This window comes from Natrarchaeobius oligotrophus (assembly GCF_003841465.1).
GTDB lineage: Archaea > Halobacteriota > Halobacteria > Halobacteriales > Natrialbaceae > Natrarchaeobius > Natrarchaeobius oligotrophus.
Genome location: NZ_REFZ01000001.1, coordinates 65,203 through 86,178, shown reverse-complemented (window position 1 = coordinate 86,178; position 20,976 = coordinate 65,203). Strand labels below are relative to the sequence as shown.

Genomic DNA, 20,976 nt, shown 5'->3' with positions numbered 1-20,976 from the left:
CGTCACCGTTCACTCGATCTCCGAGATCGTCGCGTTCTCCGGCGGCTCGTAGTCGAACTCGTCGTCCGGGAGGTCGTCGTTGAACGTCACCTCGTCGAAGCGCTCGACCATCGTGTGGCGCTCGCCGTCCTCCCCTTCGAATCGCAGCTCCTCCTTGAGGGGGTAGTCGTACTCCGCGTCGATCCACAGCCGCTGTTCGAGGACGACGACTTCCTCCGTCGGATCGACGGTCTCGAGCGCGTAGACGAACTCCGTGTCGCCGACGAGGATCGAGATGCCGTCCTCGACCGCCTCGTCTTTCGCCTCGACGGCGAGGACGTGCGTCTCGCGGTCCGCGACCGTCTCCGTGCCGCGGTACTCGAGGTCGTAGAGCGCGAGCTGGCGTTCGGCCTGCTCGGCCCGCGCCGCCCGGACGTCGTCGCTCTCGAACGGCTCGTCGCTCTGGTAGTAGCGAGCCGCGTTCGCGGACGGATCGTACCACCACGACGACGTCGCGTTCGAAACGTAGACGTCTCCGTCGCGGTCCGTGCGCGTCGACTCGAGGATCTCGCTCCGGTACTCGACGTACGGACGCTCTGCGACCGAGACGACCTCCGTCGCCGTTTCGTCCCCGTCCGAGATCTCCGTCGTCCTGACGCCGCTGACGTCGATCAGGTCGTCGCCGTGGACGAACGCCGCCTCGAACAGCGCCGCCGGATCGGGCTCCGGGTCGTTCGGGTCGGGATCGGTATCGACCTCCGCCCCCGGCTGGGTACTCTCGCGGGGCTCGTCGGCGGAGGGTGGTCCGACGAGGCTACAGCCTGCGAGGAGGACGACGACCGCGAGCAGACACCAGACGAGAACGATCTTTCGGGCGGTCATCACCTGCAATCATCTGAAGAAGCGTCCTAAGTGTTTCCATCCTGTCGACCGGCGTCACGATCGTGGCGGTTTCGTCGAACCGAGGGAGACGCCGGCGACCATCTCGCGGACGGATCGGGAGCCGCCTGTCACGAGTCGACCTCTCGCTTCGCCTCGTCGGCGTAGGCGTCCGCCAGCCGAACCGGCTCCGGCAGCTTGTAGGCGGCCGCGAGCGAGAGGGCCGCGTCGGCGGCCGTCTCCGGACCGACGCGGTGGCCGGGGCTGACGTACAGCGGGTTGATCGAGCGATCCGGCGAGTCGTACTGACGCGTCTGGACCGCGTAGCCGAGTAGCGTCCCCGCGGGCGCGTCGACCCGGCCGTTCGCCTCGATCGGAACGCGAGTTCCGACCGGCAGATTCTCCGTGTCCTCGAGCGGCCGGCCACAGAGCAGGCTCTTCGCGACGCCGATCGAGGGGACGTCGCGGACGACCCCCACGTGCGTGGCGATGCCCGCCTGACGAAAGTGGATGCGCCCGCTGCCGTCGAACAACAGCAGGTCGGGCTCGACCGACAGCTCGGCGAGCGCCGCGAGGATCGGCCCGCCCTCGCGGAAGGCGAGCAATCCGGGAACGTAGGGAATCTCCAGCGGCGTCACGGCGTGGACGCGCTCGACGACTTCGCCGGCCCGCATCGCGACGACGGCGCTCAGTGCGCGCTCCGGTTCGGCGTCGACGAGAAACGACTGGTCGACGCCCGCGACGACCGGCGGTTCGGCTCCGCTCGTGGACGCCTCGAGCGGATTCGAGAGCGAGTCGGGATCGAACGAGAAGTCGTCTTCGAACGTCGCGGCGGCGGCGATCTCGCGCTGCATCGTCTCCATCTCCTCGCGCTCGAGATCGGCGTCGGGCGCGAGGTCGGGGCGGGGCGGTGGGGGCGGGGTCATCGGTCGTGCGCCGATTGGTGGGCGACGAAAATCAGTCGTGTGGTGTCGAGGCGGTCGAGCCCGGAATCGACGGTCGTTCGACGGCGGCGACCTCGAGTGCGGTCGATCCGACTGAGCCGTCGCGTCTCCGTGAACGGTCGGGGAGCCCGATTCCCCATTACTTCGAACATCGAAGTAAATTACTTCGAGAGTAGAAGTATAGGTGGAAGTCATCCGCATCGCCTCGAGAAACCCCTTCGGAGTTCGCGTCACCGCTCCTCGAAACCGTCGACGGATCGCGTCGGCGCTCCTCGAGAGCGCTTCCACCGAAAAATCGAACGAGTCCGTCCGCTCCCGGGTCAGTTCATCGCCGAGCGCGCTCGAGTTGCGCAGAAACGCGAATCGACCGACCGTCGCACCGATGGACGCTCGAGGGGGCCTAGAACCGACGACGGCCGGGACCGCCCGGACCGCCTGGGCCACCGGGACCGCCTGGACCGCCGCCGAGCTGGAACTGATTCGGGGCGCGCACGTTCTGCGTCCGTTTGACGTACTCGCCGTAGGCCAGTCCGATCACCAGACCGACGAGGTGGGCCATGTGTGCGATGTTTCCGCCGCCGCCGGTGCCGACGAAGAAGATGCTGATGACGGCCGTCCCCGCGGTGAGCAGCCAGATCGGGACGGGGAGGATGAAATAGAGGTAGACCTTGAGGCTCGGGTTCAACACGGTGATGACGCCCATGATCGCGAGCGCGGCCCCGCTGGCGCCGAGGACGCCACCGATGCCGGGAATCGCCGCGTACCCCTGGGCGATCTGGATCCCGATCTGACTGAGCCCGGCGAGCACGCCGCTGACGACGAAGAGGATCGCGAACTTCTTCGACCCGACGTAGCGCTCGACGAGCGGGCCGAAGAAGAATATCACGATGCTGTTGAAGACGATGTGAAACAGATTCGGCGGCGGCGCGTGAGCGAAGATCGAGGTGAACCACGTCCAGACGTACTCCGGATTCTGTGGCGTCAGGACGAACAGCGATCGGTGGAGCGCCCCGCCGCCGACGAGCAAGGCGAGAATCTGGGCGGCCCACGTCACCCAGATGATGAGCAAAATCGTGTACGTCATATTCCCGCGGAAGTACGCGAGCGGCCCGCCCGGCCCCGTGTCGATCGGGAGCTTCGCGAGCAATCCGCCGGAAGAGGACCGTCCGCCGGTCTGGACGCTGTCGTCGAAACCGCTGTCGAAGACGCCGTTCGGGTCGTCCCAGTCCTTCAGTCCCGAGCAGCCGTGGTTCTCCGGCAGCCGGTGCTCGGCACAGTAGGTCCCGCCGCAGTGCCGGCAGTTGTACGGCATGCTTTCGTCTTTCCCACACGCGTCGCACTTGGCCATTGGCCGGGGGTATGTGCGGCGTCGCTAAGGGGTTTGGGGTTCTCTCCACGAGGGGAGCGTCCGGCCGCCGAGAGCGCGATCGCCGCTCGGTTTTCCTCGAGTCCGAAATCCGATCACTCGACGGTGACGCTCTTCGCGAGATTTCGCGGTTTGTCGATCGGGCGATCGAGCAGGTTCGCCGTCCAGTACGCGAGCAACTGGAGCTGGACGTTAGTCAGGACGGGTACCAGGTATCGGTGCGTTTCCGGCACCTCGAGGACGTGGTCCGCGACGCCGTCGACGCCGTCGGGGTCGTCGGTGACGGCGACGACCGGCGCGCCCCTGGCTTCGACCTCCCTGACGTTGCTGAGGGTTTTCTCGACGAGATCGTCGCCGCCGGTCACCAGCGCGACGACCGGCGTTCGATCGGTCACCAGCGCGAGCGGGCCGTGTTTCAACTCGCCGGCGGGGAACCCCTCGGCGTGCTCGTAGGTGATCTCTTTCATCTTCAACGCGCCCTCGAGGGCGACCGGATGCTGGTATCCGCGGCCGATGAAGAAGTAGGCGTCCGCGCCGACGAGCTCCTCGGCGACGTCCCGCGCGTTCGAGCGATCGAGCACGCGCTGGACCTGCGCGGGGAGATCCCGGATCGACTCGAGAAACGGCCGGTCCGTTCCGTCCGCGAGCGCGCTCGCGATCGTCGCGAGCGTCACCTGCTGGCTGGCGAACGATTTCGTGGCGGCGACGCTGATCTCCGGCCCCGCGCGGACGTAGACGGCGGCGTCACACTCGCGAGCCGCGGAGCTACCGACGACGTTCGTCACCGCGAGCGTCGTCGCGCCTGCGCCGTTTGCGTCCCTGAGCGCGGCGAGCGTGTCGGCGGTCTCGCCGCTCTGGGTGACCCCGACGACGACGGTCCCGTCCTCCGTCGGCACCCGCTCCGTCCCGTACTCGCTCGCGACGAACGCCTGCGCCGGAACGCCGCGCTCGCGAAGCAGCGCCGCGCCGTACCGGGTCGCGTAGTACGACGTCCCGCAGCCGACGAACTGGACGCGATCGAGTTCGTTTCGCATCGCCGTCGGGAACGCGGTGAGTTCGATCGTGCCATCCAACTCCGACACCCGTCCTCGGGTGGCCTGACGGACGGCCTGGGGTTGCTCGTAGATCTCCTTCAGCATGAAGTGGTCGTAGCCGCTCTTGCCGACGTCCTCCGGGTCCCAGTCGATCGTCTCGACGGGCGGTTCGACGACCGATCCCTCGCCGTCCCTGACGACGAGCTCGGACGGTGCGAGCCGGACGATCTGCTCGTCCTCGAGGTAGATCACCCGGTCGGTCTGTTCGAGGAACGCGGGGACGTCGCTCGCGAGGTAGGTCGTCTCTCCGTCGAGGCCGAGCACCAGCGGGGAGTGTCGCCGCGTCGCGTAGATGGCGTCCGCGCCCGCGACGACCGCCGCGATCGCGTAACTGCCCTCGATCCGCTCGAGCGTGCATTCGAACGCTTCCTCCGGACTCAGGTCCCGATCGAGGAACTCCTCGAGCAGGTGGGGAACGACCTCGGTGTCGGTGTCGCTCTCGAAGACGTGGCCGGCTTCGACGAGTTCTGCGCGAAGCGCTTCGGCGTTCGTGACGATTCCGTTGTGGACCACCGCCACCCGTCCTTCGCAGTCGGTGTGGGGGTGTGCGTTCTCGTCGGTCGGCGGCCCGTGCGTGCTCCAGCGCGTGTGACCGATGCCGACCGAGCCGACGAGGTCCGTCCCGTCGAGGGTCGACTCGAGCGAGGCCAGTTCGCCGGCGCGTTTGTACACCTCGATCGTCGAGTTCGCGACCGCCAGCCCGGCCGAGTCGTAGCCCCGGTACTCGAGGCGCTCGAGACCGTCGAGCAGCACGTCCCCGGCCGGTTCGGCGTCCGGACTGGCGTACCCGATGATCCCGCACATCAGCGACCCACCGTCCGTACGTACGTGTTCCGTCCGCTGACGACCGAGCCCGCACGCACGACGGCGTCCGCGTCGACGATCGCACCCGGAACGTACCGCACTCCGCCGCGGTCCTCGACGCGGTCGCCGAAGAGCGCGCCGAGCCGTCGATCCTCGTGGATTCGATCGTCGACCCGAACGTCGCCCGGCCCGCCGGGGACGACCGTGCCGGCTCCGATTCGAACGCCCCGCCCGATCACGCAGTCGATCAACGTCGCGTTCGCGCCGACGCGGACGTCCGTATCGACGACGCAGCGCTCGACGACGGCGTTCGAGCCGATCGTCGCGTTCGTCCCGAGCGTGACGTTCGGTCCGACGACCGCGTTCGGACCGACCTCGCAGTCGGTCGCCGCGACGATCGGCGGCCTGACCACCGCGGAGTCGTGGACCGAGATCGACGGCTCGTCTCCCGGTCGATCCGTTCGTCCGCCGTTCTCGACGATCGTCTCGGCCACGTCGAGGAGATCCCAGGGATAGGTCGCATCCGCCCAGAATCCGTCGGATTCGACGCCGCGAACCCCGTCGCGCTCGTCGATCAGGAGCTCGATCGCGTCGACGATCAGCTGTTCACCCGCCCGCGGCCTCGCCCGGCGGATCGCATCGAAAACGTCCGTCTCGAACGCGTACACGCCGGCGTTGAGTCGGTAGTCGCGGTCGTCCCGGGGCCCCTCGACGATCTCGGTAACGGTCCCGTCGTCGACCAGGACGCCCCCGTAGTCGCTCACGTCGGCTCTGCGAAGCAATCCGAGCGTCGCGACGGCGTCGCTCGAGGCGTGCGCCTCGAGGACGTCGCGGACGATCCGGTGGTCGATGACCTGGTCGCCGTTGACCACGAGAAACGGCCCGTCGACGTGGGACTGCGCGGCCAACACGGCGTGTCCCGTCCCCAACTGTTTCTCCTGGACGGCGTAGGTCAGCGGGACGTCGCGGTAGGTCGGGCCGAGATGCGACTGAACGTCGGTTCGCTTGTAGCCCACGACGACGACGATCGACGTGATTCCGGCGTCGATGACGGCGTCGAGTGCGTGCTCCACGATCGGGCACGTGCCGGCCGAGAGCATGGGCTTGGGCCGATGGCGAGTGAGCGGACGGAGTCGTTTTCCCTCCCCGGCGGCGAGGACGACGGCGGTCGGATCGGTCATCTGCCAGTATCGGCCATGGCGATCCATATAATGCTTCAACGAACCGGAAGACGCGTTGATAGTACTCGTTTCGATGATTCTCCCGATCGGCGACACGCTCGAACTCGGTCCGGCGAACCGATCGACGATCGTCCGATCGTGACTACATTTTTGCCCGACAGTCCCGAACGGGGAGACGTGCAAGAGTACGAGCGCAAACAGCTGCTCGAGCGCGTCGAACGCGAGGGGGCCACCGTCGGCGCGGACATCCCGGAGACGATCACCGTCCAGGACGAGGAGATCGACCTCCGGACGTTCGTCTTCGAGATCAAGCGCCGCGAGACCGTTCCGGCCGGCGAGCGCGACCGCGTCGAGCGGGCGAAACGGAACCTGCGCCGCGAGCGCACCGATCGCCTCGAGCGAATCGAAACGGGCGAGATCACGCGCGAGGAGGGCGAAGAGCTCGCACGGAGCATCATCGGGATCGATCGCGCGCTCAACGCCCTGGAGGGTCTCGGACCGACCGACCTCGAGCGCGAACAGCAGGCCCAGCAGGCCGCAGACACGAAGCGCTGGATGTCGTTTCTCAAGAAGGCGCTCGGCCGCGCCGACGACGCGAGTACGCGGAGGGGTCGCTGATGGCGACGAACGCCGAGATCGCCGCTCGCTTCGAGGAGTTCGCGGACCTGCTCGAGGCCGACGACGTCGAGTACAAACCCCGGGCGTACCGCCGGGCGGCCGACAACATCCGCGCGCACCCGTCCCCGATCGCGGACCGCGTCGCCGAGGGCGACCGCGAGGTGCTCGAGGAGATCGACGGCGTCGGGGACGCCATCTCCTCGAAGATCGTCGAGTACGTCGAAACCGGCGAGATCGAAGAACTGGCGGAACTGCGCGCCGACCTCCCGATCGACATCGCGGACATCACCCGCGTCGAAGGCGTCGGCCCCAAGACGGCCGGCACGCTCTACCGCGAACTCGACGTCCGGACGCTCGACGACCTCGAACGTGCGGCCGAAACCGGCGAGATCCAGGAGATCAAGGGATTCGGCCCGAAAACCGAGGAGAACATCCTCGACAACGTCGAGTTCGCGCGACAGGTGGGCCAGCGGCAGTTGCTCGGAGAAGCCCGTCCGCTCGCCGACGACGTCCTGGCGTTTCTCGCCTCCCTCGAGGCCGTCGACCGCTGTGAAGTGGCTGGTTCGATCCGGCGCTTTCGGGCCACGATCGGGGACGTCGACGTCCTCGTCGCCGCCGCCGATCCCGAAGCGGTCGTCTCCTCGTTCGTCGCGTGGGACTCCGTCGACGGCGAGATCGAGTCGGGACCGGAGAAAGCGAGCGTTCGGGTCGGCGAGATTCGCGTCGACCTTCGGGTGGTCCAACCGGCCGAGTTCGGCTCCGCCCTGCAGTACTTCACTGGAAGCAAAGACCACAACGTCCGCCTGCGGAACTACGCCATCGACCGCGACATGAAGCTCAACGAGTACGGCGCGTTCGACGTAAGCGAGACCCAGCGTGCCTCGGGGTCCGACGAGGACGCAGGCGACGGCGGACGGCGCGTCGGCGAGCGAGTCGCCGGTGACACCGAAGCCAGCATGTACGATGCGCTCGGACTGTCGTGGATCCCGCCGGAACTCCGGGAGGACCGCGGCGAGATCGCCGCCGCCGAAGCCGGCGAGTTACCCGACCTGCTCGAGCGCGAGGACGTCCGGGGCGACCTCCACAGTCACACCGAGTGGTCGGACGGAAACGCGTCGATCGAGGCCATGGTCGAGGCGGCCGAAGACCGGGGATACGACTACTTCGGGATCGCCGACCACGCCGAGGGTCCCGGCATCGTCGGCGGGATGGGACTTTCGGACACCGAGATTCTGGAGCAGGTCGAGGCGATCCGCGAGGTCGACGCGGCCAGCGGGATCGACGTGTTCGCCGGCATCGAGGCCAACGTCGACGCCGAAGGCGAGATCGACCTGGGAGACGAGGTGATCGACGCGCTCGACGTGATCGTCGCCTCGACGCACAGCGCGCTCGATCAGGACGCCGAAACCGCCACCGATCGTCTGATCCGTGCGATCGAGAACCCGGCGGTCGACGTCCTCGGCCACCCGAGCGGTCGACTGCTGAACGAACGATCCGGCCTCGAGTTCGACGCGTCGGCGCTCGGACGAGCGGCGGCCGAACACGACACCGCACTCGAGGTAAACAGCAACCCGAGACGACTCGACCTCTGGGGGAGCGCCGTTCAGGCCGCACTCGAGGAAGGCGCGCCGATCGCCGTCAACACGGACGCCCACCAGCCGTCGACGCTCGAGTACGTCCGCTGGGGCGTTCACACGGCCCGCCGCGGCTGGGCCGAGGCCGACGACGTGATCAACACCTGGGAACTGACCGAACTCCGGGCGTTCCTGCACTGATCGCCGCCGGTAACGGAGATCGATGCGACTGCTCGTCGACCTCATGTGCGGTGGGATCGTCTCGTACCTGCGAATGTGCAACCACGACGCGGCCTACGCCGGCGACCGTGGACTCGAGGCCGACGACGACCTGCTGGCGGTCGCCCGCGCGGAAAGCCGAACGCTCGTCACGCGCGACGTCGCCCTCGCCGCCCGCGCCACCCGCGCCACCGACGCGATCCTGCTCGAGTCCCGCGAGACCGTCGATCAGCTCGCGGAGCTTTCGGACGCGGGCGTCGACCTCTCGCTCGCCGACCGTCCCCGGTTCTGCGGGCGGTGCAACGGTCGGCTCGAGGGCGTCGACGGCGCGGAACCGACGCCCGAGTACGCGCCGGATCCCGCCGAAACCGAGGTGTATCGGTGCCGGGACTGCCGACAGCACTTCTGGCGCGGAACTCACTGGGACCGGGTGTCGCGGACGCTCTCGCGTCTCGATCGGGACAGCGACGATCCGCTCGACGGCGGCCAGCGGTAGCGGGTCGGCGACGGAGCGAGAACCCGCGTCAGTAGACGGAGACGTCGTCGAATCGTCCGTCGTAGGCGATGTGTCGGGGGTGGGTCGGCTCGGTACCCGACAGAAAGAGTCGGTCCGCTTTCTTCCAGGTGTTTTCGTATCCGAGGTGAGCCAGTTCGAGCGCCGTCGTCATCGCGCGCTCGAGGCCGTTCCGGTGGACGACTCGCCGCGAAGCGCCGTTTTTGAGCGCCTCGAGGAGGTCGGCCTCGGTTTCGACGTCGGCGTCGAACTCGGTGTGGGAGATGCCGACGGTCCGCGGGAGGTGGGCGTACGACGAGGCAAACGGCGGTACCTCGAGTTCGTCCGCGAGTTCGCGCGCTCGACGGTTGTGCGACGGGAGGTGTTTCGGGTTGAAGATCTCGAGGGCGTCGATCGACTCGGCGTACTGCCGGACGTCGTCCGCCGAGAGGCTCACGCTCGCGAACTCGGGATGGGGGACGAGCACGGCCGCGTCCTGGCGCTCGAACTCGGCCATCGCCGCCTCGAGCGTGATGAAATCGGGAACCGGCTCCTCGAGACCGAGCGCGAGGACGTGCTTGCGATCGTGCCAGGGGCCGGTAAACACCTCTCGCGCCGGCACGACCAGCAGCTCGTCGCTCGAGTAGGCTTCGGCCCGTCGACGGACGTCCGGGAGCCGGGTGAAGTGGGGCGCGTAGACGATCGCGTCGAACCCTGCGCTCCGGGCCCTGTCGACGACCGAGTCGTCGAGGACCTTCACGTGACAGTCGACCCGGGAGACTCCTCCGTCGCTCACGACACCGTCTTTCGAGACGGTCGAGTTATGCATTCTGATTCGTCGGTCGGAGCCGTTCCCGGACTGTCCGGCTCGAGTTAGCGGGCGGACCGGACGCGAGCTCGACGGTCGAATCGTGTCAATAATTCTGCTGTACTGCGAAAAGACCAAGAGGTCGGCCGGTCGATTCCACCAACAAATGGCCTGGGAATGTGGAATCGACGGCTGCGGCTCCGTGTTCGAAGACGTCGAATCGGCCGTCATCCATCAGGCGACCGAGCACGAACGTCCCGAGTGCAAAGTCTGCGGGACGATCGTTCCCGACGGATATCTGGCGATTCGCCACGCGTTCAACGAACACAGCCGCGCGGAGTACGTCCGCGCTTACGGCGCTGATTCGGAGGACGTCCGCGAGCGCGAAGAACTGATCGAGGAGATCGAGTCGGTCGCCGACATGGAATTGATCGCAAACGAGTTGACGAAGTAGTCGCCGACGCGCCCGTCCGCGGATCGCGATTACCGCTCGTCGCTGTCAAGCACGCGAATCTGGTCGCCCCGCACCGTCACCGGAATCGGAACCGTCGCCTCGTACAGTTCGACGGTCACCTGGTCTTTGCCCTCGTCGATGCGCTGGACCTGGGCCTTCTCCCCTTTGAACGGTCCGGCGATGAGCTCGACGATGTCGCCCTCCGCGATGCCCTCGACGTCCGGCTTCGGCGAGAGGAAGTGTTCGACCTCCGAGATGTCTGACTCGCCGGGAACGATGCTGCGGGCGTGGGGGATGTCCTCGAGCACGCGCTCGATGGCGGCGTCCCCCTCGGCTTCGACCATCACGTACGACGTCAGCGAGTCGGGCGCGAGCGCGGCGTGGATCTCGGGCTCCTCGCGGTTGATGATCATGTCGGCGACTGTCTGTTCCTGGCTGGCGGTCGTCTTGACGGCGAAGATACCCATCAGAAACCACCGGTCAGTAACAGCATGATCCCGCCGATGATGAATCCGATGAACCCGACGAGCAGGATGCCTGCACCGGCGATCTTCGACACCTGGAGGAACTCCTCGGTGGTGGGTGTCGTTGCCATTTTCAACACCCGCACGTACGAGGTGAGGTCGTACGGAACGTCCATATCTGTCTATTCACAGCCCGGCGTCTTTTATCTGTCTTTCGTGTCCGGCCGGCGCGCGGACGAAACATACGTGCCAGTAATCCCTCGGCCGCTCGCGACGTTGCACTCGACGGCCCGCCGGCCAAGCCCCTCGAGCGCGAACTTCGCCCGTTATGGCCGAAGACGACCGCGACAGAGAAAACGAGCGCGAGGCGGAACGTGAAGCCGAGATCGAGGACGAACTCGAGCGGGTCGATCGCGATCCGGACGAGGTCGACGACGGCGACGGTGATCTCGGCACCCAGAACGCACCCCGGCAGGACGGGACGGACCTCGAGCCCGAAGAGACCGACGAGGACTGACTCGAGCCCGAGGAAACTGACGAGGGGTGAGACGAAGCGAGCGGGCGGACGGTTCGAACCGCTCGATCCACGGACGGAGGTCGCGTCGCCGCTCAGGGGGCGTCGACGGCCGGCCGTTCGTCGAGCGTCAGTTCGACCGTTCCGCGCTCGCCGTCGCGGATCACGTCGACGTCGATCGTCTCGCCGGGGGAGGTCTCGAGCGCGAGCGTCGACGAGAGCAGATCCTGGTTGGGAATGTCGTGGCCGTCGATGGCGACGAGCACGTCGCCCCCGGTCTCGACGTCCGTCCCGTCGATCGTCGTCGTCGCCGTCGCCGGCTCGAGGACGCCGTCGGCCGGCGAGCCGGGGACGATCTCGGTGATCAGGACGCCGCGAGCCTCCTCGAGGTCGTTCGCCGCCGCGATCAGCGGTCCGACCGGATCGACGCTCACCCCGACGTACGAGTGGTCGTACTCGCCGTCTTCGATCAGCGCCGGAACGACGCGGTCGGCGAGCAGCGCGGAGATGGCGAAGCCGATCGTCTGACCGGCCCCGGCGAAGACGATGCCGAGGACCTCGCCCTCGAGCGTGACCAGCGGTCCGCCGCTGTTTCCCGGATTGACCGGCGCGTCGGTCTGAATCGCCGCGGGAATCGAGAACCCGGTCGGGCTCGGCAGCGATCGATCGGTGCCGCTGACGATCCCCTGGCTGAGCGAGGCGTCGAGTCCGAGGGGATTACCGAGCGCGAGCACCTCCTGGCCGATCTCCGGCTCCGCCCGCGCGAACGAGAGACCGGACGCCATCTCGGGGAGGTCCTCGATTTCGATCGCCGCGAGGTCGCTGTGGGCGTCCGTGCCCACGACCGTCCCGGTGCGCCACTGTTCGTCCCTGAACTGACACTCCACGCGATCCGCGTCGCCGACCACGTGGTCGTTGGTGACGACGTAGTCGTCGACGACGAACCCCGATCCGATCCCGCCGGGCGCGTCGTCGATTCCCCCCACCGTGACGAGCACCACGTCGTCGATGGTGTCGTCGTAGACGTCCGCGTACGGGCGGTCTTCGAACGCGTCGCCCTGGTCGCTCGAGCCGACGCCCTCGACCGTTCGTTGCCCGCCGGTCGCGGTCGACGGTCGCGCGCTCGCGATACCTGCGAGGAGGCCGACGCCGACGGAAGCGAACTCCCGCCGGGAGAACCGTCTCGGACCTGGTGACATGCGGGTTCCCACCCCGACGAGCACAATAAAACACCCGCGTGCTATCGTCGCGTTCGCGAGTCGCTCTGCGACGCCCGGCCGCTGCCGGCCGACGCTTCTTGTCCGTTCCGCACGAACCGTCCGGTCCATCGACAGTTGCGGATCGCTCGACCGTCGATTCACACGCATGGACTACCCGCCACTCAGCGACTACGGCATCATCGGCAACGACGACCGCTGTGCGCTCGTCAGCCGACAGGGATCGATCGACTGGTGTTGTTTCCCCCACCTCGAGTCGCCGAGCGTTTTCGCCGCGATCCTCGACGCAAACCGCGGCGGTCGCTTCGCCGTCTCGCCCGCGGCCGACCACGAGTCGAGCCACCGGTACGTCGATCGCACGAACGTCCTCGAGACCACCTTCGAGACCGCTCGCGGCCAGGCGACGGTGACCGATCTGATGCCGATGACCCCCGACGACGAGGCCGGCCGCTTCCAGCGAGCGATCTATCGCAAACTCGAGTGCGACAGGGGTCGCGTCGAACTGGACGTCGCGTTCGAGCCGCGGTTCGATTACGCCCGGATCCGGCCGACGTTCGAGCGAACCGACGAGGGAATCCTCGCCCGCCGGGACGACGAGCGAACCGACGGAATCGACGACCTGCTGGTGCTTTCGGGCGACTGCGAGTTCTCGATCGACCGAACCGACTCCACCGTCACCGCGACGGCTCCGATCGAGGCCGGCGAGCAACGGTGGATTCGCGCGAGCTACGGCGATCCGACGCCGCCGTCGGTCGATCACGACCGCGTCCTCGACGAGACGAAACGGTACTGGCGGGAGTGGGTGGGTGGTCGCAGGGAGTGTCCGGAGTCGATTCCCGAACGCTGGCACGAGATGGTCGTCCGGTCGGAGCTCGTCCTGAAGCTGCTGATCCACCACGACACCGGGGCGATTCCGGCGGCCGCGACCACGTCCATGCCCGAGGCGATCGGCTCGGACCGAACCTGGGACTACCGGTACAACTGGATCCGCGATGCGAAGTTCACCGTCCAGGCGCTTCACAGCACGGGCCACGAGCGCGAGGGCCGGGAGTACTTCGACTGGTTCGTCGACGTCGCCAAAACCGATCCCGAGCAGATCACGCCGCTGTACGGCCTCCACGGCGACGCCGGCGACGAGATCACCGAGCGCGTTCTCGATCACCTCGAAGGATACCGCGGCACCGGTCCGGTCAGAATCGGCAACGGCGCTGCGACGCAGAAGCAACTGGACGTCTACGGCACGATCGTTCAGGCGATCTACGAGACGATCCGGTTCGGCGAGGACGTCGACGTGGACGACGAGACCTGGCAGTCGATCTGTGCCATCGTCGACTACGTCTGCGATCACTGGGACGAACGTGACGCCGGCATCTGGGAGTTTCGAGGAGAACATCGCCACTTCCTCTACTCCAAGCTGCTGTGCTGGGTCGCGCTCGATCGAGGGATCGAACTCGCGGAAACCGGCGACCTCCGCGCGCCGCTCGCGCGCTGGAAGGAGAGCCGGTCGGCGGTCCGGGACGCGATCGAAACGCGCGGCTACAGCGAGTCCGCCGACTGCTTCGTCCAGTACTTCGACGGCGACGACGCGCTCGATGCGACCGCGCTGTTGCTCCCGATTTACGAGTTCCTCCCGCCGGACGACGACCGGGTGCAGTCGACGATCGACGCGGTCATCGACCGGCTGACGACCGACGACGGGCTCGTCGTTCGGTTCGTCGACACCGACGTCCGCCGCGACGAGCAGAAGGCGTTTCTGCTCTGTTCGTTCTGGCTGGTCGACGCGCTCGTCCTCTCGAACCGCGTCGAGCGAGCCCGCGAGTACTTCGAGAACGTCCTCGAGTACGCGAGCCCGCTCGGCCTCTACACGGAGAAAGTCGATCCCGAAACCGGCCAGCTGCTCGGAAACTTCCCGCAGGCGTTCTCCCACCTCGGGCTGATAAACAGCGTGACCTACCTCACCCGGACGCTCGAGACCGAAGGGGACGTCGACTCCGCCGACTTCCAGCCGGAGAACGTACAGGCGCTGTTCCGACGGGCGAACGCGTCGGACGTCGACGATCGGTGACGACCGACGGAAAGACTTAGTAATTTCCGAACGCTACCGGTGACTGTCGTCGGGGTCATGCCTGTTTCACTCCCGACTCCATTTTTCAGGCTCGAGGACACGAGCGCCGTGTGAAGCGGCCGGCGAGCGCCGCCCGAGTGGGCCTCACTCGAGCGCCGCCCGCAGTTCCGCCGGCTCGGCGTCGAAGCCACCGCCTCGAGCCAACCGGTCCGATCCGCCGCCGCCGCCGCCGAACGCGGACGTCAGTTCGTCGAGGACGTCCGTCGCCGGCGGCGAGCCCGCCGAGCCCACGACTGCGAACGTCGACTCGTCGCCGCCGACCGCGACGACGACGTCGGCGGACGAGTTCGAACCTCGATCGTCCCCGGCGTCGGTGAGGCGACCGCCGACCGCGTCGCCGATCACCTCGGTATCGACGTCGTCGACCGTCGCCACCAGCCACCGCGTTCCGCCCCTGTCGAACGAATCGGCGCTCGCGAGCTGTGCGTCGACGAGCGCGCGCTCGCTCGCCCGAAGTCGATCCTCGAGGTCGTCGCGGTCGGCGGCGAGGCGCTCGAGTTCCCCCGGGACGTCTTCGATCGGGGCTCCGAGCGTTCGCTTCGCGTCGAAGACGGCGCGCTTTTCGGCCGTCCGACGATCGATCGCTTGCGGACCCACCGCGAGCTCGATCCGGGTCGATCCCTCGCCGGGGTTCGACCGCCCGAGAACCGTCACCGGGCCGATCTCCCGGGTGTTTCGAACGTGCGTCCCGCCACAGGCCGCGACGTCCCAGGGGGTACTCACGGTGCCGCCGTCCGCGAACCGACGAATCGTCGTTGCGCTGTCGCCGTCGTCTTCGGCACCGACCGTCACGATCCGGACCCGTCCGCTCTCGAACGCGGCGTCTTCGGTGGCGTCGTTGAAGGCGATCTCGTCGCGCTCGCGCGCTTCGGCGACCGGAACGTCGTCCCAGGAGACGGGACGCGACTCCCAGACGGAGCGGTTCACCAGCTCGTTCAGCTCGATCAGCACCTCGTCGTCGACCGCGGTCGACGTCTCGAGGTCGACGCGGACCTTCGACTCGCCGATGTCGAATCCCCCGTATCCGAGGTCGTCGAGTAGCCGCCGGGCCGCTCCGTAGAGAACGTGACTCGCGGTGTGGGCTCGCATGCAGTACATCCGGAACGACCAGTCGACCGAACAGAGAACACGGTGACCGCTTTTGAACGAGGGCTCCTCGGCCAGCACGTGAACCGGCTCGCCGTCGACGAGCTGGACGTCCTCGACGTCGACGTCGCCGACGGTGCCGCGGTCGGCGGGCTGGCCGCCGCTCTCGCCGTAGAAGTAACTCCGCTCGAGCCAGACGCGCCGCCCGTCGATCGCCGTCACTTCGCTTTCGAATCGCGTGGCGTACGGTTCCGCCGCCGCCAGTTGCCCACTCATCGGTCTCACTCCGTCGCCAGGTGCTAAAAGTCTGCTCGCCGTTCGGACGGCTACTCCGAGAGCGAGACGTCGAGGCGCTCCTCGAGCGCGTCGATCAGGCCGCCGCCGACGCCCGCCTGCGTCGCCCGTCCCTGCTCGATCGCGAGGAGATCCTGCTCCCGAGCGCCGAGTTCGTCGGCCAGCTCCTCGCGCTGGAGGCCGGCTTCCTGGCGAGCCTCGACGAGAGCCTCTCCGTAGTTTGTGACGAGGTACGGCAGCGGATCGTCGTCGTAGTTGGTCCCCTCTCGCTCCCAGTGTTCGGAGTCGCCGTCCCAGACGGGGTTCGCCTTCGCCACGTTCTGTGCGGCTTTCTTCTTGCGGCTGGGCTCGTCGTCGCTCGTCGAGGTGCCGGACGAGTCGCGTCGATCCCGACTCCGCTTCTGTGCGTCGTCGTGGGGCGCACAGTCGGGACAGACCTCGAGTTCCGCACCGGCGACGGTGGCGCGTCTGAGCGAATCACTCTCGGCACCGCAGAGTTCACAGTTCGTCCCGCCGCCGCCGGTGGACGAACCCGTCGAATACTTGGCCATGGTATCTTTTGGCAACTGTCGCATTTCAAATCTCCGCTCGATCGGTTGCGTGTGACCTCGGCGCAGGCGCAAGCACAAAGGAAAGGGCTTTTATAACCGCGCTGGGTACGTTCGAGTGCAGAAAGCCAGAGCGGGCGTGGGTAGCCAAGCCAGGCCAACGGCGCAGCGTTGAGGGCGCTGTCCCGTAGGGGTCCGCCGGTTCGAATCCGGTCCCACGCATCGCATACGCGGCACCGTCCGCGAACACACGATGCAGGTGATTTCCCTTCGTGGACATCACCCACGCATAATCCTTCGGAAACCACAGTCCGGAGCGACGGCGCTGTTTCCCGCTCTCGACGGTACTCACGTTCCCCTAGCGACGGCACCGTCGCGGACAGTAACCGCTTTCCGGCCTCGAGCGAACCACGTACCATGGAGTTCGTTCCCCGAGAGCGCGTTCGACCGCTCGCCGCCGTCCTGAGCGTCGTCTCGCTCGCGGTGGTGTTCGCCGCCGCGGGCGGACGAATTCCGCCGTCGACGGTGCCGGCCGCCCCGGAGTGGGTGCTGGCGCTGATCCCGCACGTCAACGTCGTCATCAGCGCGACGGCGATCGGAACCATCGCGGTCGGCTGGCGGGCGATCCGTCGCGGAGCCGTCGGTCGCCACCGAATCGCGATGCTCGCGTCGTTCGGGCTGTTCGCCACCTTTCTCGTGTTGTACCTCTATCGGCTCGTCGCGACCGGCGGCCCGCAGCCGTTTCCCGGCCCGGATCCGGTGTATCAGTTCGTCTACATCCCGGTGCTCGTCGTTCACGTTCTCCTCGCGGTCGTCTGTATCCCCGTGCTCTACTACGCGCTGTTGCTCGCGGCGGCCTACTCCGTCGACGAACTGCCCCGGACGAACCACGCTCGCCTCGGCCGGATCGCGGCCGCCCTGTGGCTGGTCTCGTTCTCGCTCGGAATCGTCGTCTACCTGCTGTTGCACGCGGTCTACTGAGGGGGATTGCCGGACCGATCTATCGGGACAGCGCGAACCGTCGCGGCTACACCGGATCCGACGGAGCGCAATTCGTCCGACGGGGTTCGATGGTCGCCGAGCGACCGGACGGTCACCGAACGACGCGACCGGGTGTTCACGTGCCGGTCGAAGCTTCAACAGTCCGGCCGCCGTATCGACACCGAGTGCGATCGCTCGAGGACATCCCATGACAGACCACTACGAGTACGACGACCGATCGGCGTCTCCGTTCGAGGAGAGCGAATCGACTGACGAGTTCGACGCGTCGCTGTCGCCGGAGACGGTGACGGAGAAACTGGCGGACGGAACGGTGGCGCTCGCGGTCGGCGGCGCGTTGATCCTGTCGGCGATCCGATCGCTGGTTCGCGGACGGTGGCGGGCGATTCCAACCGCCATCGCCGGCGGCGCGCTGATCGAGTACGGCCGGCGACGACGGCGCTCGAGTCGCTCGTCGGCACAACGGTCAGACCGCCACGAGTCAGCAAACGCGGAGGGCGCGCCGCGAACCGAGTTCACCGAGGCGACGGAGGAGTCGGAGCCGCGGTCGAAACCCGGAATGGAGGACGACGACGCACAGGATCCCCGGCGGAACACCGACGACGACGCCGTCTCGATCGACGTCTCCGAGACGGCGACCGCCGACGAGGCGAGCGAGGCGACGGGACCCGACCCCGAACAGGCCCAGCCCGCACAGACCGACGCGATCGAGCCGGAAGAGGAGCCGGCGGAGGACGCTTCGCACCTGCGCGTCGAACCCGACGACGCGGAGCCGTCCGATCGAGCCGGCGACGGCGACGGGGCGGAAGGCCCCGACGCGGACGAGGAGGGCGCTGAAGATGCCGGCGCGGACGCCGGAGACGATGCGAAGGCGTCCGACGATTCGGAGAGCGAACGGGACTAGACGCGTTCTCGCGCCGGCATCGCCCTACGGACAGCCGTCGACGAGCCCCTCTGCGATCTCGATCGCCGTTTCGTCCGCGAACGAATCGCCGACGAAGATCGAGTAGTACAGGCCGTCGCACGACCACTCGAGTTCCGTTCCCTCGTCGGTCTCCGCGATCGTTCCGGTGGCGTCCCCGACGTCGACGGGTTCGCCGTCGGTCGCGAACTCGCGCGAACCGTCGCTCGTCGTCACCGACACCGTCCCCTCGTCGCTCCGGTAGAACAGCGAGACCTGCGACCGGTTCTCGTCTGGGAACTCGTAACTGCTGATTCCGTCAGGTTCGACGCCGTCGGGGAGCGAGTCAGGATCGGGTTCTGCGACCGCGAACGGAACGAGTTCGGCCGCCGAGTCGACCGTCTCGTGGCGTTCGATCGTCGGGAGGACGATCGCTTCGGTCTCGTGGTCGTCTTCACCGCCGGATTCGTCGTCGGTACCCGTTTCGTCGCCCTCCCCCTCCTGCTGGGCGTCCTCACCGACGCCTCCGTCACCGGCGTCGCCGCCACTGCTTTCGTTCCCCGCGTGCTCGTCGACGGCCGAATCGATCTCGAACAGCTCGTCGTCGAGATCCGGTTCGACCGAGAGGTTTCGGTACGTGGTCTCCAGTTCGAGGTCGTCGCCGACGACGGCGTGGCGGATCGGAAACAGCGTCTCCCGGTCGAGCCACACCTCGACGCGATCGACTCCGCGATCGTCGACCTCTCGGTCGGTGGTCTCGAGCGGAACGACGTACTCGGTGTCTCCGACGAGGACGTCGAGCGACCGGTCGACCGTCTCGTTTGCCGGCGGATCGAACGCGAGCCGGTAGACGTCCCGCCCGTCGAGGGCCGTTTCCTCGAGTTCCGTCACGGCGTAGCGATCGTCGGCGAGGTACTGCCGTTGCTGGGCGTACAGCCCCTCGAGAAACGACGGTCGATCGGACGCGAGTTCGATCGTTCGGACGGCGTCGGTTTCGGGATCGTACTGCCACCGGGTCTCGCCGTCGGTGACGACGACCGCTCCGTCCGACGTCTCGATCCGACTCGCGCCGTCGTCGCGGAGCCAGACGGCCTCCTCGCGCTGGATCGATTCTCCGTTTATCTCCTCGCGAACCTCGAGCGTCGCCGCAATCTCGCTCGGCGGCGCGTCGGTTTCGAACCGATCCTCGAGGTCGTCGCTCGAGACGTCGTCGCCGGGAAGCGCGACGCAGCCGGCGACGAGCAGGGCGATGGCGACGACGAGAAGGGGGAGGGTGAACCGTCGGGCGGCGCGTGGGGGCATACTGACGAGTAACGGCCGAGTAATGATATATATTTGACTGAATCGTTCGGCAACGAACGGCCGACTCCGGACGACGACCGCGACCGTCGGGCAGCGGTACCGCTCGAGATCGCGATCGCCGGACTGCTCGTACGTCGATCGGTCGCAGGCTGCGTGCTACCCCCGGTAGCCGACGCCGCGAGCGAACAGCTTCGTCACGTAGCTCAGGACGAGCAGGGTGACGACTAGCGCGCCGAGGGCGTACGGGTGAAATCCGTACACCATCTCGCGAATCGCGTACGCGATCACCAGAACGCCCATCAACAGCGCAGTCGCGCCGATCCAGCGGGAGGCGTACGCCTCGTCGACCGACTCGTCGTACTCCGCGTGGAGGTCGGCCCGGCCACGAACGCCGATCAGGTACCCCAGACCGAGAATCGCAACGCCACAGAGAAACCAGACCGCGCCGCTGACGTGGTTTGGATCGACCATCTCCACCGAAACTGGGACGACCCGGCGAATAAGTCCGCCGATCGAGACGTCGTTTCGAGTGACGATTCCGAGCTTTTCGTATACAAAAGATATTTTCCCGTCGGAGCAAAACGAACACGCATGAGTACCCAGGCGACGGAAGATCGCATTCTCGAGGTTCTCGAAGAGGACGCACAGGCCTCGTACGCCGAGATCGCGGATCGGGCGAACGTCTCGAAGCCGACGGTCAGAAAGTACATCAAACAGCTCGAGGAGGACGGCGTCATCGTCGGCTACTCGGCCGACGTCGATCCGAAGAAGCTCTCGAGTCAGACCATCGCGCTCGTCGGTCTCGACGTCGCGAGCGAACGGTACGTCGAAGCGACGAAGGCGTTGAAGGAACTCGAGGAGATCGAGGCGCTGTACAGCTCCAGCGGCGACCACATGCTGATGGCCGAAGCTCGCGCGGTCGACGGGGACGCCCTCGGCGAGTTCATCTCCGAGGAACTGCTCGAGATCGACGGCGTCACCGCAGCACACCCGTCGTTCCTCCAGGAACGGCTGAAGTAACCTTCGTCCGCCCGCTTCCGTCGCTCGCCTCGGCGTCCGACCCGAAACGGACGCGGACGCCGGGATTTTCACGCTGGCCGTCGTCCGAACTCG

The 20,976-nt window shown here is 67.2% G+C and carries 22 protein-coding genes and 1 tRNA gene; 10 read left to right on the top strand and 13 right to left on the bottom strand.

Annotated elements, in window-relative coordinates:
- Positions 1-9: 9 nt before the first annotated feature.
- The 5 genes from EA472_RS00480 to EA472_RS00460 all read right to left on the bottom strand — a co-directional run bounded on the left by EA472_RS00480 (position 10) and on the right by EA472_RS00460 (position 6,247).
- On the bottom strand, positions 10-861 hold the full coding sequence (locus EA472_RS00480) for a LolA family protein (protein WP_124189561.1): 852 nt from the start codon (positions 859-861) through the stop codon (positions 10-12).
- A 128-nt stretch (positions 862-989) separates the two neighbouring features.
- Positions 990-1,784, bottom strand: a complete 795-nt coding sequence (locus EA472_RS00475; RefSeq protein WP_124189560.1) for an endonuclease V — start codon at positions 1,782-1,784, stop codon at positions 990-992.
- Between the two features lie 418 nt (positions 1,785-2,202).
- Positions 2,203-3,150, bottom strand: coding sequence for a rhomboid family intramembrane serine protease (locus tag EA472_RS00470; protein WP_124189559.1), 948 nt, complete (start codon positions 3,148-3,150; stop codon positions 2,203-2,205).
- A gap of 113 nt (positions 3,151-3,263) precedes the next feature.
- Positions 3,264-5,066 carry a glutamine--fructose-6-phosphate transaminase (isomerizing) gene (gene glmS / locus EA472_RS00465; protein ID WP_124189558.1) on the bottom strand — a complete coding sequence of 601 codons (1,803 nt, stop codon included), beginning with the start codon at positions 5,064-5,066 and terminating at the stop codon, positions 3,264-3,266.
- Positions 5,066-6,247, bottom strand: a complete 1,182-nt coding sequence (locus EA472_RS00460) for a sugar phosphate nucleotidyltransferase (RefSeq protein ID WP_124189557.1) — start codon at positions 6,245-6,247, stop codon at positions 5,066-5,068. Before EA472_RS00460 ends, glmS begins: the two co-directional genes overlap by 1 nt.
- Positions 6,248-6,424: 177 nt before the next feature.
- Here EA472_RS00460 and EA472_RS00455 point away from each other — a divergent pair, with 177 nt between their 5' ends.
- From EA472_RS00455 to EA472_RS00445, 3 genes are read left to right on the top strand one after another with little or no spacing between them, the layout of a single operon-like run.
- On the top strand, positions 6,425-6,865 hold the full coding sequence (locus EA472_RS00455) for a DUF5788 family protein (RefSeq protein ID WP_124189556.1): 441 nt from the start codon (positions 6,425-6,427) through the stop codon (positions 6,863-6,865).
- Positions 6,865-8,640 (top strand): DNA polymerase/3'-5' exonuclease PolX, encoded by a 1,776-nt coding sequence (polX, locus tag EA472_RS00450; protein WP_124189555.1) that lies wholly within the window; start codon positions 6,865-6,867, stop codon positions 8,638-8,640. The genes EA472_RS00455 and polX overlap by 1 nt, the downstream gene beginning before the upstream one ends.
- Positions 8,641-8,662: 22 nt before the next feature.
- Positions 8,663-9,154, top strand: coding sequence for a Mut7-C RNAse domain-containing protein (locus EA472_RS00445; RefSeq protein WP_124189554.1), 492 nt, complete (start codon positions 8,663-8,665; stop codon positions 9,152-9,154).
- A 28-nt stretch (positions 9,155-9,182) separates the two neighbouring features.
- Here EA472_RS00445 and EA472_RS00440 read toward each other — a convergent pair whose 3' ends face one another.
- Positions 9,183-9,980, bottom strand: a complete 798-nt coding sequence (locus EA472_RS00440; RefSeq protein ID WP_124189553.1) for a PHP-associated domain-containing protein — start codon at positions 9,978-9,980, stop codon at positions 9,183-9,185.
- 145 nt (positions 9,981-10,125) lie between these two features.
- On the opposite strand from EA472_RS00440, the gene EA472_RS00435 reads away from it, so the two are divergent.
- Positions 10,126-10,413 (top strand): DUF7565 family protein, encoded by a 288-nt coding sequence (locus tag EA472_RS00435; RefSeq protein ID WP_124189552.1) that lies wholly within the window; start codon positions 10,126-10,128, stop codon positions 10,411-10,413.
- A 29-nt stretch (positions 10,414-10,442) separates the two neighbouring features.
- On the opposite strand, the gene EA472_RS00430 is transcribed toward EA472_RS00435, so the two are convergent.
- Positions 10,443-10,880: a transcription elongation factor Spt5 gene (locus tag EA472_RS00430; protein WP_124189551.1), complete on the bottom strand. Its 438-nt coding sequence runs from the start codon at positions 10,878-10,880 to the stop codon at positions 10,443-10,445.
- Complete coding sequence (locus EA472_RS00425) at positions 10,880-11,053, bottom strand: protein translocase SEC61 complex subunit gamma (RefSeq protein WP_124189550.1); 174 nt, start codon at positions 11,051-11,053, stop codon at positions 10,880-10,882. Before EA472_RS00425 ends, EA472_RS00430 begins: the two co-directional genes overlap by 1 nt.
- Positions 11,054-11,205: 152 nt before the next feature.
- Here EA472_RS00425 and EA472_RS00420 point away from each other — a divergent pair, with 152 nt between their 5' ends.
- Complete coding sequence (locus EA472_RS00420) at positions 11,206-11,394, top strand: hypothetical protein (RefSeq protein WP_124189549.1); 189 nt, start codon at positions 11,206-11,208, stop codon at positions 11,392-11,394.
- 92 nt (positions 11,395-11,486) lie between these two features.
- Here the strand turns inward: EA472_RS00420 and EA472_RS00415 are convergent, their stop codons facing one another.
- A complete protein-coding gene (locus EA472_RS00415; RefSeq protein ID WP_124189548.1) occupies positions 11,487-12,590 on the bottom strand; it encodes a S1C family serine protease in 1,104 nt (367 codons plus the stop codon).
- Positions 12,591-12,756: 166 nt separating this feature from the next.
- Here EA472_RS00415 and EA472_RS00410 point away from each other — a divergent pair, with 166 nt between their 5' ends.
- Positions 12,757-14,673 (top strand): glycoside hydrolase family 15 protein, encoded by a 1,917-nt coding sequence (locus tag EA472_RS00410; RefSeq protein WP_124189547.1) that lies wholly within the window; start codon positions 12,757-12,759, stop codon positions 14,671-14,673.
- A 144-nt stretch (positions 14,674-14,817) separates the two neighbouring features.
- Here EA472_RS00410 and EA472_RS00405 read toward each other — a convergent pair whose 3' ends face one another.
- Together EA472_RS00405 and EA472_RS00400 are read right to left on the bottom strand one after the other, a co-directional pair.
- Entirely contained in the window at positions 14,818-16,095 is a 1,278-nt protein-coding gene (locus EA472_RS00405) for an alanyl-tRNA editing protein (protein ID WP_124189546.1), read from the bottom strand.
- A gap of 50 nt (positions 16,096-16,145) precedes the next feature.
- Positions 16,146-16,664: a helix-turn-helix domain-containing protein gene (locus EA472_RS00400; protein ID WP_243637738.1), complete on the bottom strand. Its 519-nt coding sequence runs from the start codon at positions 16,662-16,664 to the stop codon at positions 16,146-16,148.
- Positions 16,665-16,798: 134 nt separating this feature from the next.
- Between EA472_RS00400 and EA472_RS00395 the strand changes: the two genes are divergently transcribed.
- The 3 genes from EA472_RS00395 to EA472_RS00385 all read left to right on the top strand — a co-directional run bounded on the left by EA472_RS00395 (position 16,799) and on the right by EA472_RS00385 (position 18,564).
- Positions 16,799-16,883: transfer RNA gene (locus tag EA472_RS00395), tRNA-Leu, on the top strand.
- Positions 16,884-17,078: 195 nt separating this feature from the next.
- Complete coding sequence (locus EA472_RS00390) at positions 17,079-17,642, top strand: DUF420 domain-containing protein (protein WP_124189544.1); 564 nt, start codon at positions 17,079-17,081, stop codon at positions 17,640-17,642.
- Positions 17,643-17,850: 208 nt separating this feature from the next.
- Positions 17,851-18,564 (top strand): hypothetical protein, encoded by a 714-nt coding sequence (locus EA472_RS00385; RefSeq protein WP_124189543.1) that lies wholly within the window; start codon positions 17,851-17,853, stop codon positions 18,562-18,564.
- A gap of 24 nt (positions 18,565-18,588) precedes the next feature.
- On the opposite strand, the gene EA472_RS00380 is transcribed toward EA472_RS00385, so the two are convergent.
- Together EA472_RS00380 and EA472_RS00375 are read right to left on the bottom strand one after the other, a co-directional pair.
- Positions 18,589-19,863, bottom strand: coding sequence for a LolA family protein (locus EA472_RS00380; protein ID WP_124189542.1), 1,275 nt, complete (start codon positions 19,861-19,863; stop codon positions 18,589-18,591).
- 156 nt (positions 19,864-20,019) lie between these two features.
- Positions 20,020-20,334: a hypothetical protein gene (locus tag EA472_RS00375; RefSeq protein ID WP_124189541.1), complete on the bottom strand. Its 315-nt coding sequence runs from the start codon at positions 20,332-20,334 to the stop codon at positions 20,020-20,022.
- Positions 20,335-20,454: 120 nt separating this feature from the next.
- On the opposite strand from EA472_RS00375, the gene lrpA1 reads away from it, so the two are divergent.
- Positions 20,455-20,883 (top strand): HTH-type transcriptional regulator LrpA1, encoded by a 429-nt coding sequence (lrpA1, locus tag EA472_RS00370; RefSeq protein WP_124189540.1) that lies wholly within the window; start codon positions 20,455-20,457, stop codon positions 20,881-20,883.
- The last annotated feature ends 93 nt before the right edge of the window (positions 20,884-20,976 follow it).

What these genes read in the sequence shown, in the direction of transcription:
- EA472_RS00460 (WP_124189557.1), bottom strand. Translation starts at nt 6,247, where the DNA reads ATGACCGATCCGACCGCCGTCGTCCTCGCCGCCGGGGAGGGAAAACGA.
- EA472_RS00415 (WP_124189548.1), bottom strand. Translation starts at nt 12,590, where the DNA reads ATGTCACCAGGTCCGAGACGGTTCTCCCGGCGGGAGTTCGCTTCCGTC.
- EA472_RS00380 (WP_124189542.1), bottom strand. Translation starts at nt 19,863, where the DNA reads ATGCCCCCACGCGCCGCCCGACGGTTCACCCTCCCCCTTCTCGTCGTC.
- glmS (WP_124189558.1), bottom strand. Translation starts at nt 5,066, where the DNA reads ATGTGCGGGATCATCGGGTACGCCAGTCCGGACGCCGAACCGGCCGGG.
- EA472_RS00430 (WP_124189551.1), bottom strand. Translation starts at nt 10,880, where the DNA reads ATGGGTATCTTCGCCGTCAAGACGACCGCCAGCCAGGAACAGACAGTC.
- EA472_RS00420 (WP_124189549.1), top strand. Translation starts at nt 11,206, where the DNA reads ATGGCCGAAGACGACCGCGACAGAGAAAACGAGCGCGAGGCGGAACGT.
- EA472_RS00440 (WP_124189553.1), bottom strand. Translation starts at nt 9,980, where the DNA reads ATGCATAACTCGACCGTCTCGAAAGACGGTGTCGTGAGCGACGGAGGA.
- EA472_RS00445 (WP_124189554.1), top strand. Translation starts at nt 8,663, where the DNA reads ATGCGACTGCTCGTCGACCTCATGTGCGGTGGGATCGTCTCGTACCTG.
- EA472_RS00475 (WP_124189560.1), bottom strand. Translation starts at nt 1,784, where the DNA reads ATGACCCCGCCCCCACCGCCCCGCCCCGACCTCGCGCCCGACGCCGAT.
- EA472_RS00375 (WP_124189541.1), bottom strand. Translation starts at nt 20,334, where the DNA reads ATGGTCGATCCAAACCACGTCAGCGGCGCGGTCTGGTTTCTCTGTGGC.
- EA472_RS00470 (WP_124189559.1), bottom strand. Translation starts at nt 3,150, where the DNA reads ATGGCCAAGTGCGACGCGTGTGGGAAAGACGAAAGCATGCCGTACAAC.
- EA472_RS00390 (WP_124189544.1), top strand. Translation starts at nt 17,079, where the DNA reads ATGGAGTTCGTTCCCCGAGAGCGCGTTCGACCGCTCGCCGCCGTCCTG.
- EA472_RS00425 (WP_124189550.1), bottom strand. Translation starts at nt 11,053, where the DNA reads ATGGACGTTCCGTACGACCTCACCTCGTACGTGCGGGTGTTGAAAATG.
- EA472_RS00480 (WP_124189561.1), bottom strand. Translation starts at nt 861, where the DNA reads ATGACCGCCCGAAAGATCGTTCTCGTCTGGTGTCTGCTCGCGGTCGTC.
- EA472_RS00410 (WP_124189547.1), top strand. Translation starts at nt 12,757, where the DNA reads ATGGACTACCCGCCACTCAGCGACTACGGCATCATCGGCAACGACGAC.
- polX (WP_124189555.1), top strand. Translation starts at nt 6,865, where the DNA reads ATGGCGACGAACGCCGAGATCGCCGCTCGCTTCGAGGAGTTCGCGGAC.
- EA472_RS00400 (WP_243637738.1), bottom strand. Translation starts at nt 16,664, where the DNA reads ATGGCCAAGTATTCGACGGGTTCGTCCACCGGCGGCGGCGGGACGAAC.
- EA472_RS00385 (WP_124189543.1), top strand. Translation starts at nt 17,851, where the DNA reads ATGACAGACCACTACGAGTACGACGACCGATCGGCGTCTCCGTTCGAG.
- EA472_RS00405 (WP_124189546.1), bottom strand. Translation starts at nt 16,095, where the DNA reads ATGAGTGGGCAACTGGCGGCGGCGGAACCGTACGCCACGCGATTCGAA.
- EA472_RS00435 (WP_124189552.1), top strand. Translation starts at nt 10,126, where the DNA reads ATGGCCTGGGAATGTGGAATCGACGGCTGCGGCTCCGTGTTCGAAGAC.
- lrpA1 (WP_124189540.1), top strand. Translation starts at nt 20,455, where the DNA reads ATGAGTACCCAGGCGACGGAAGATCGCATTCTCGAGGTTCTCGAAGAG.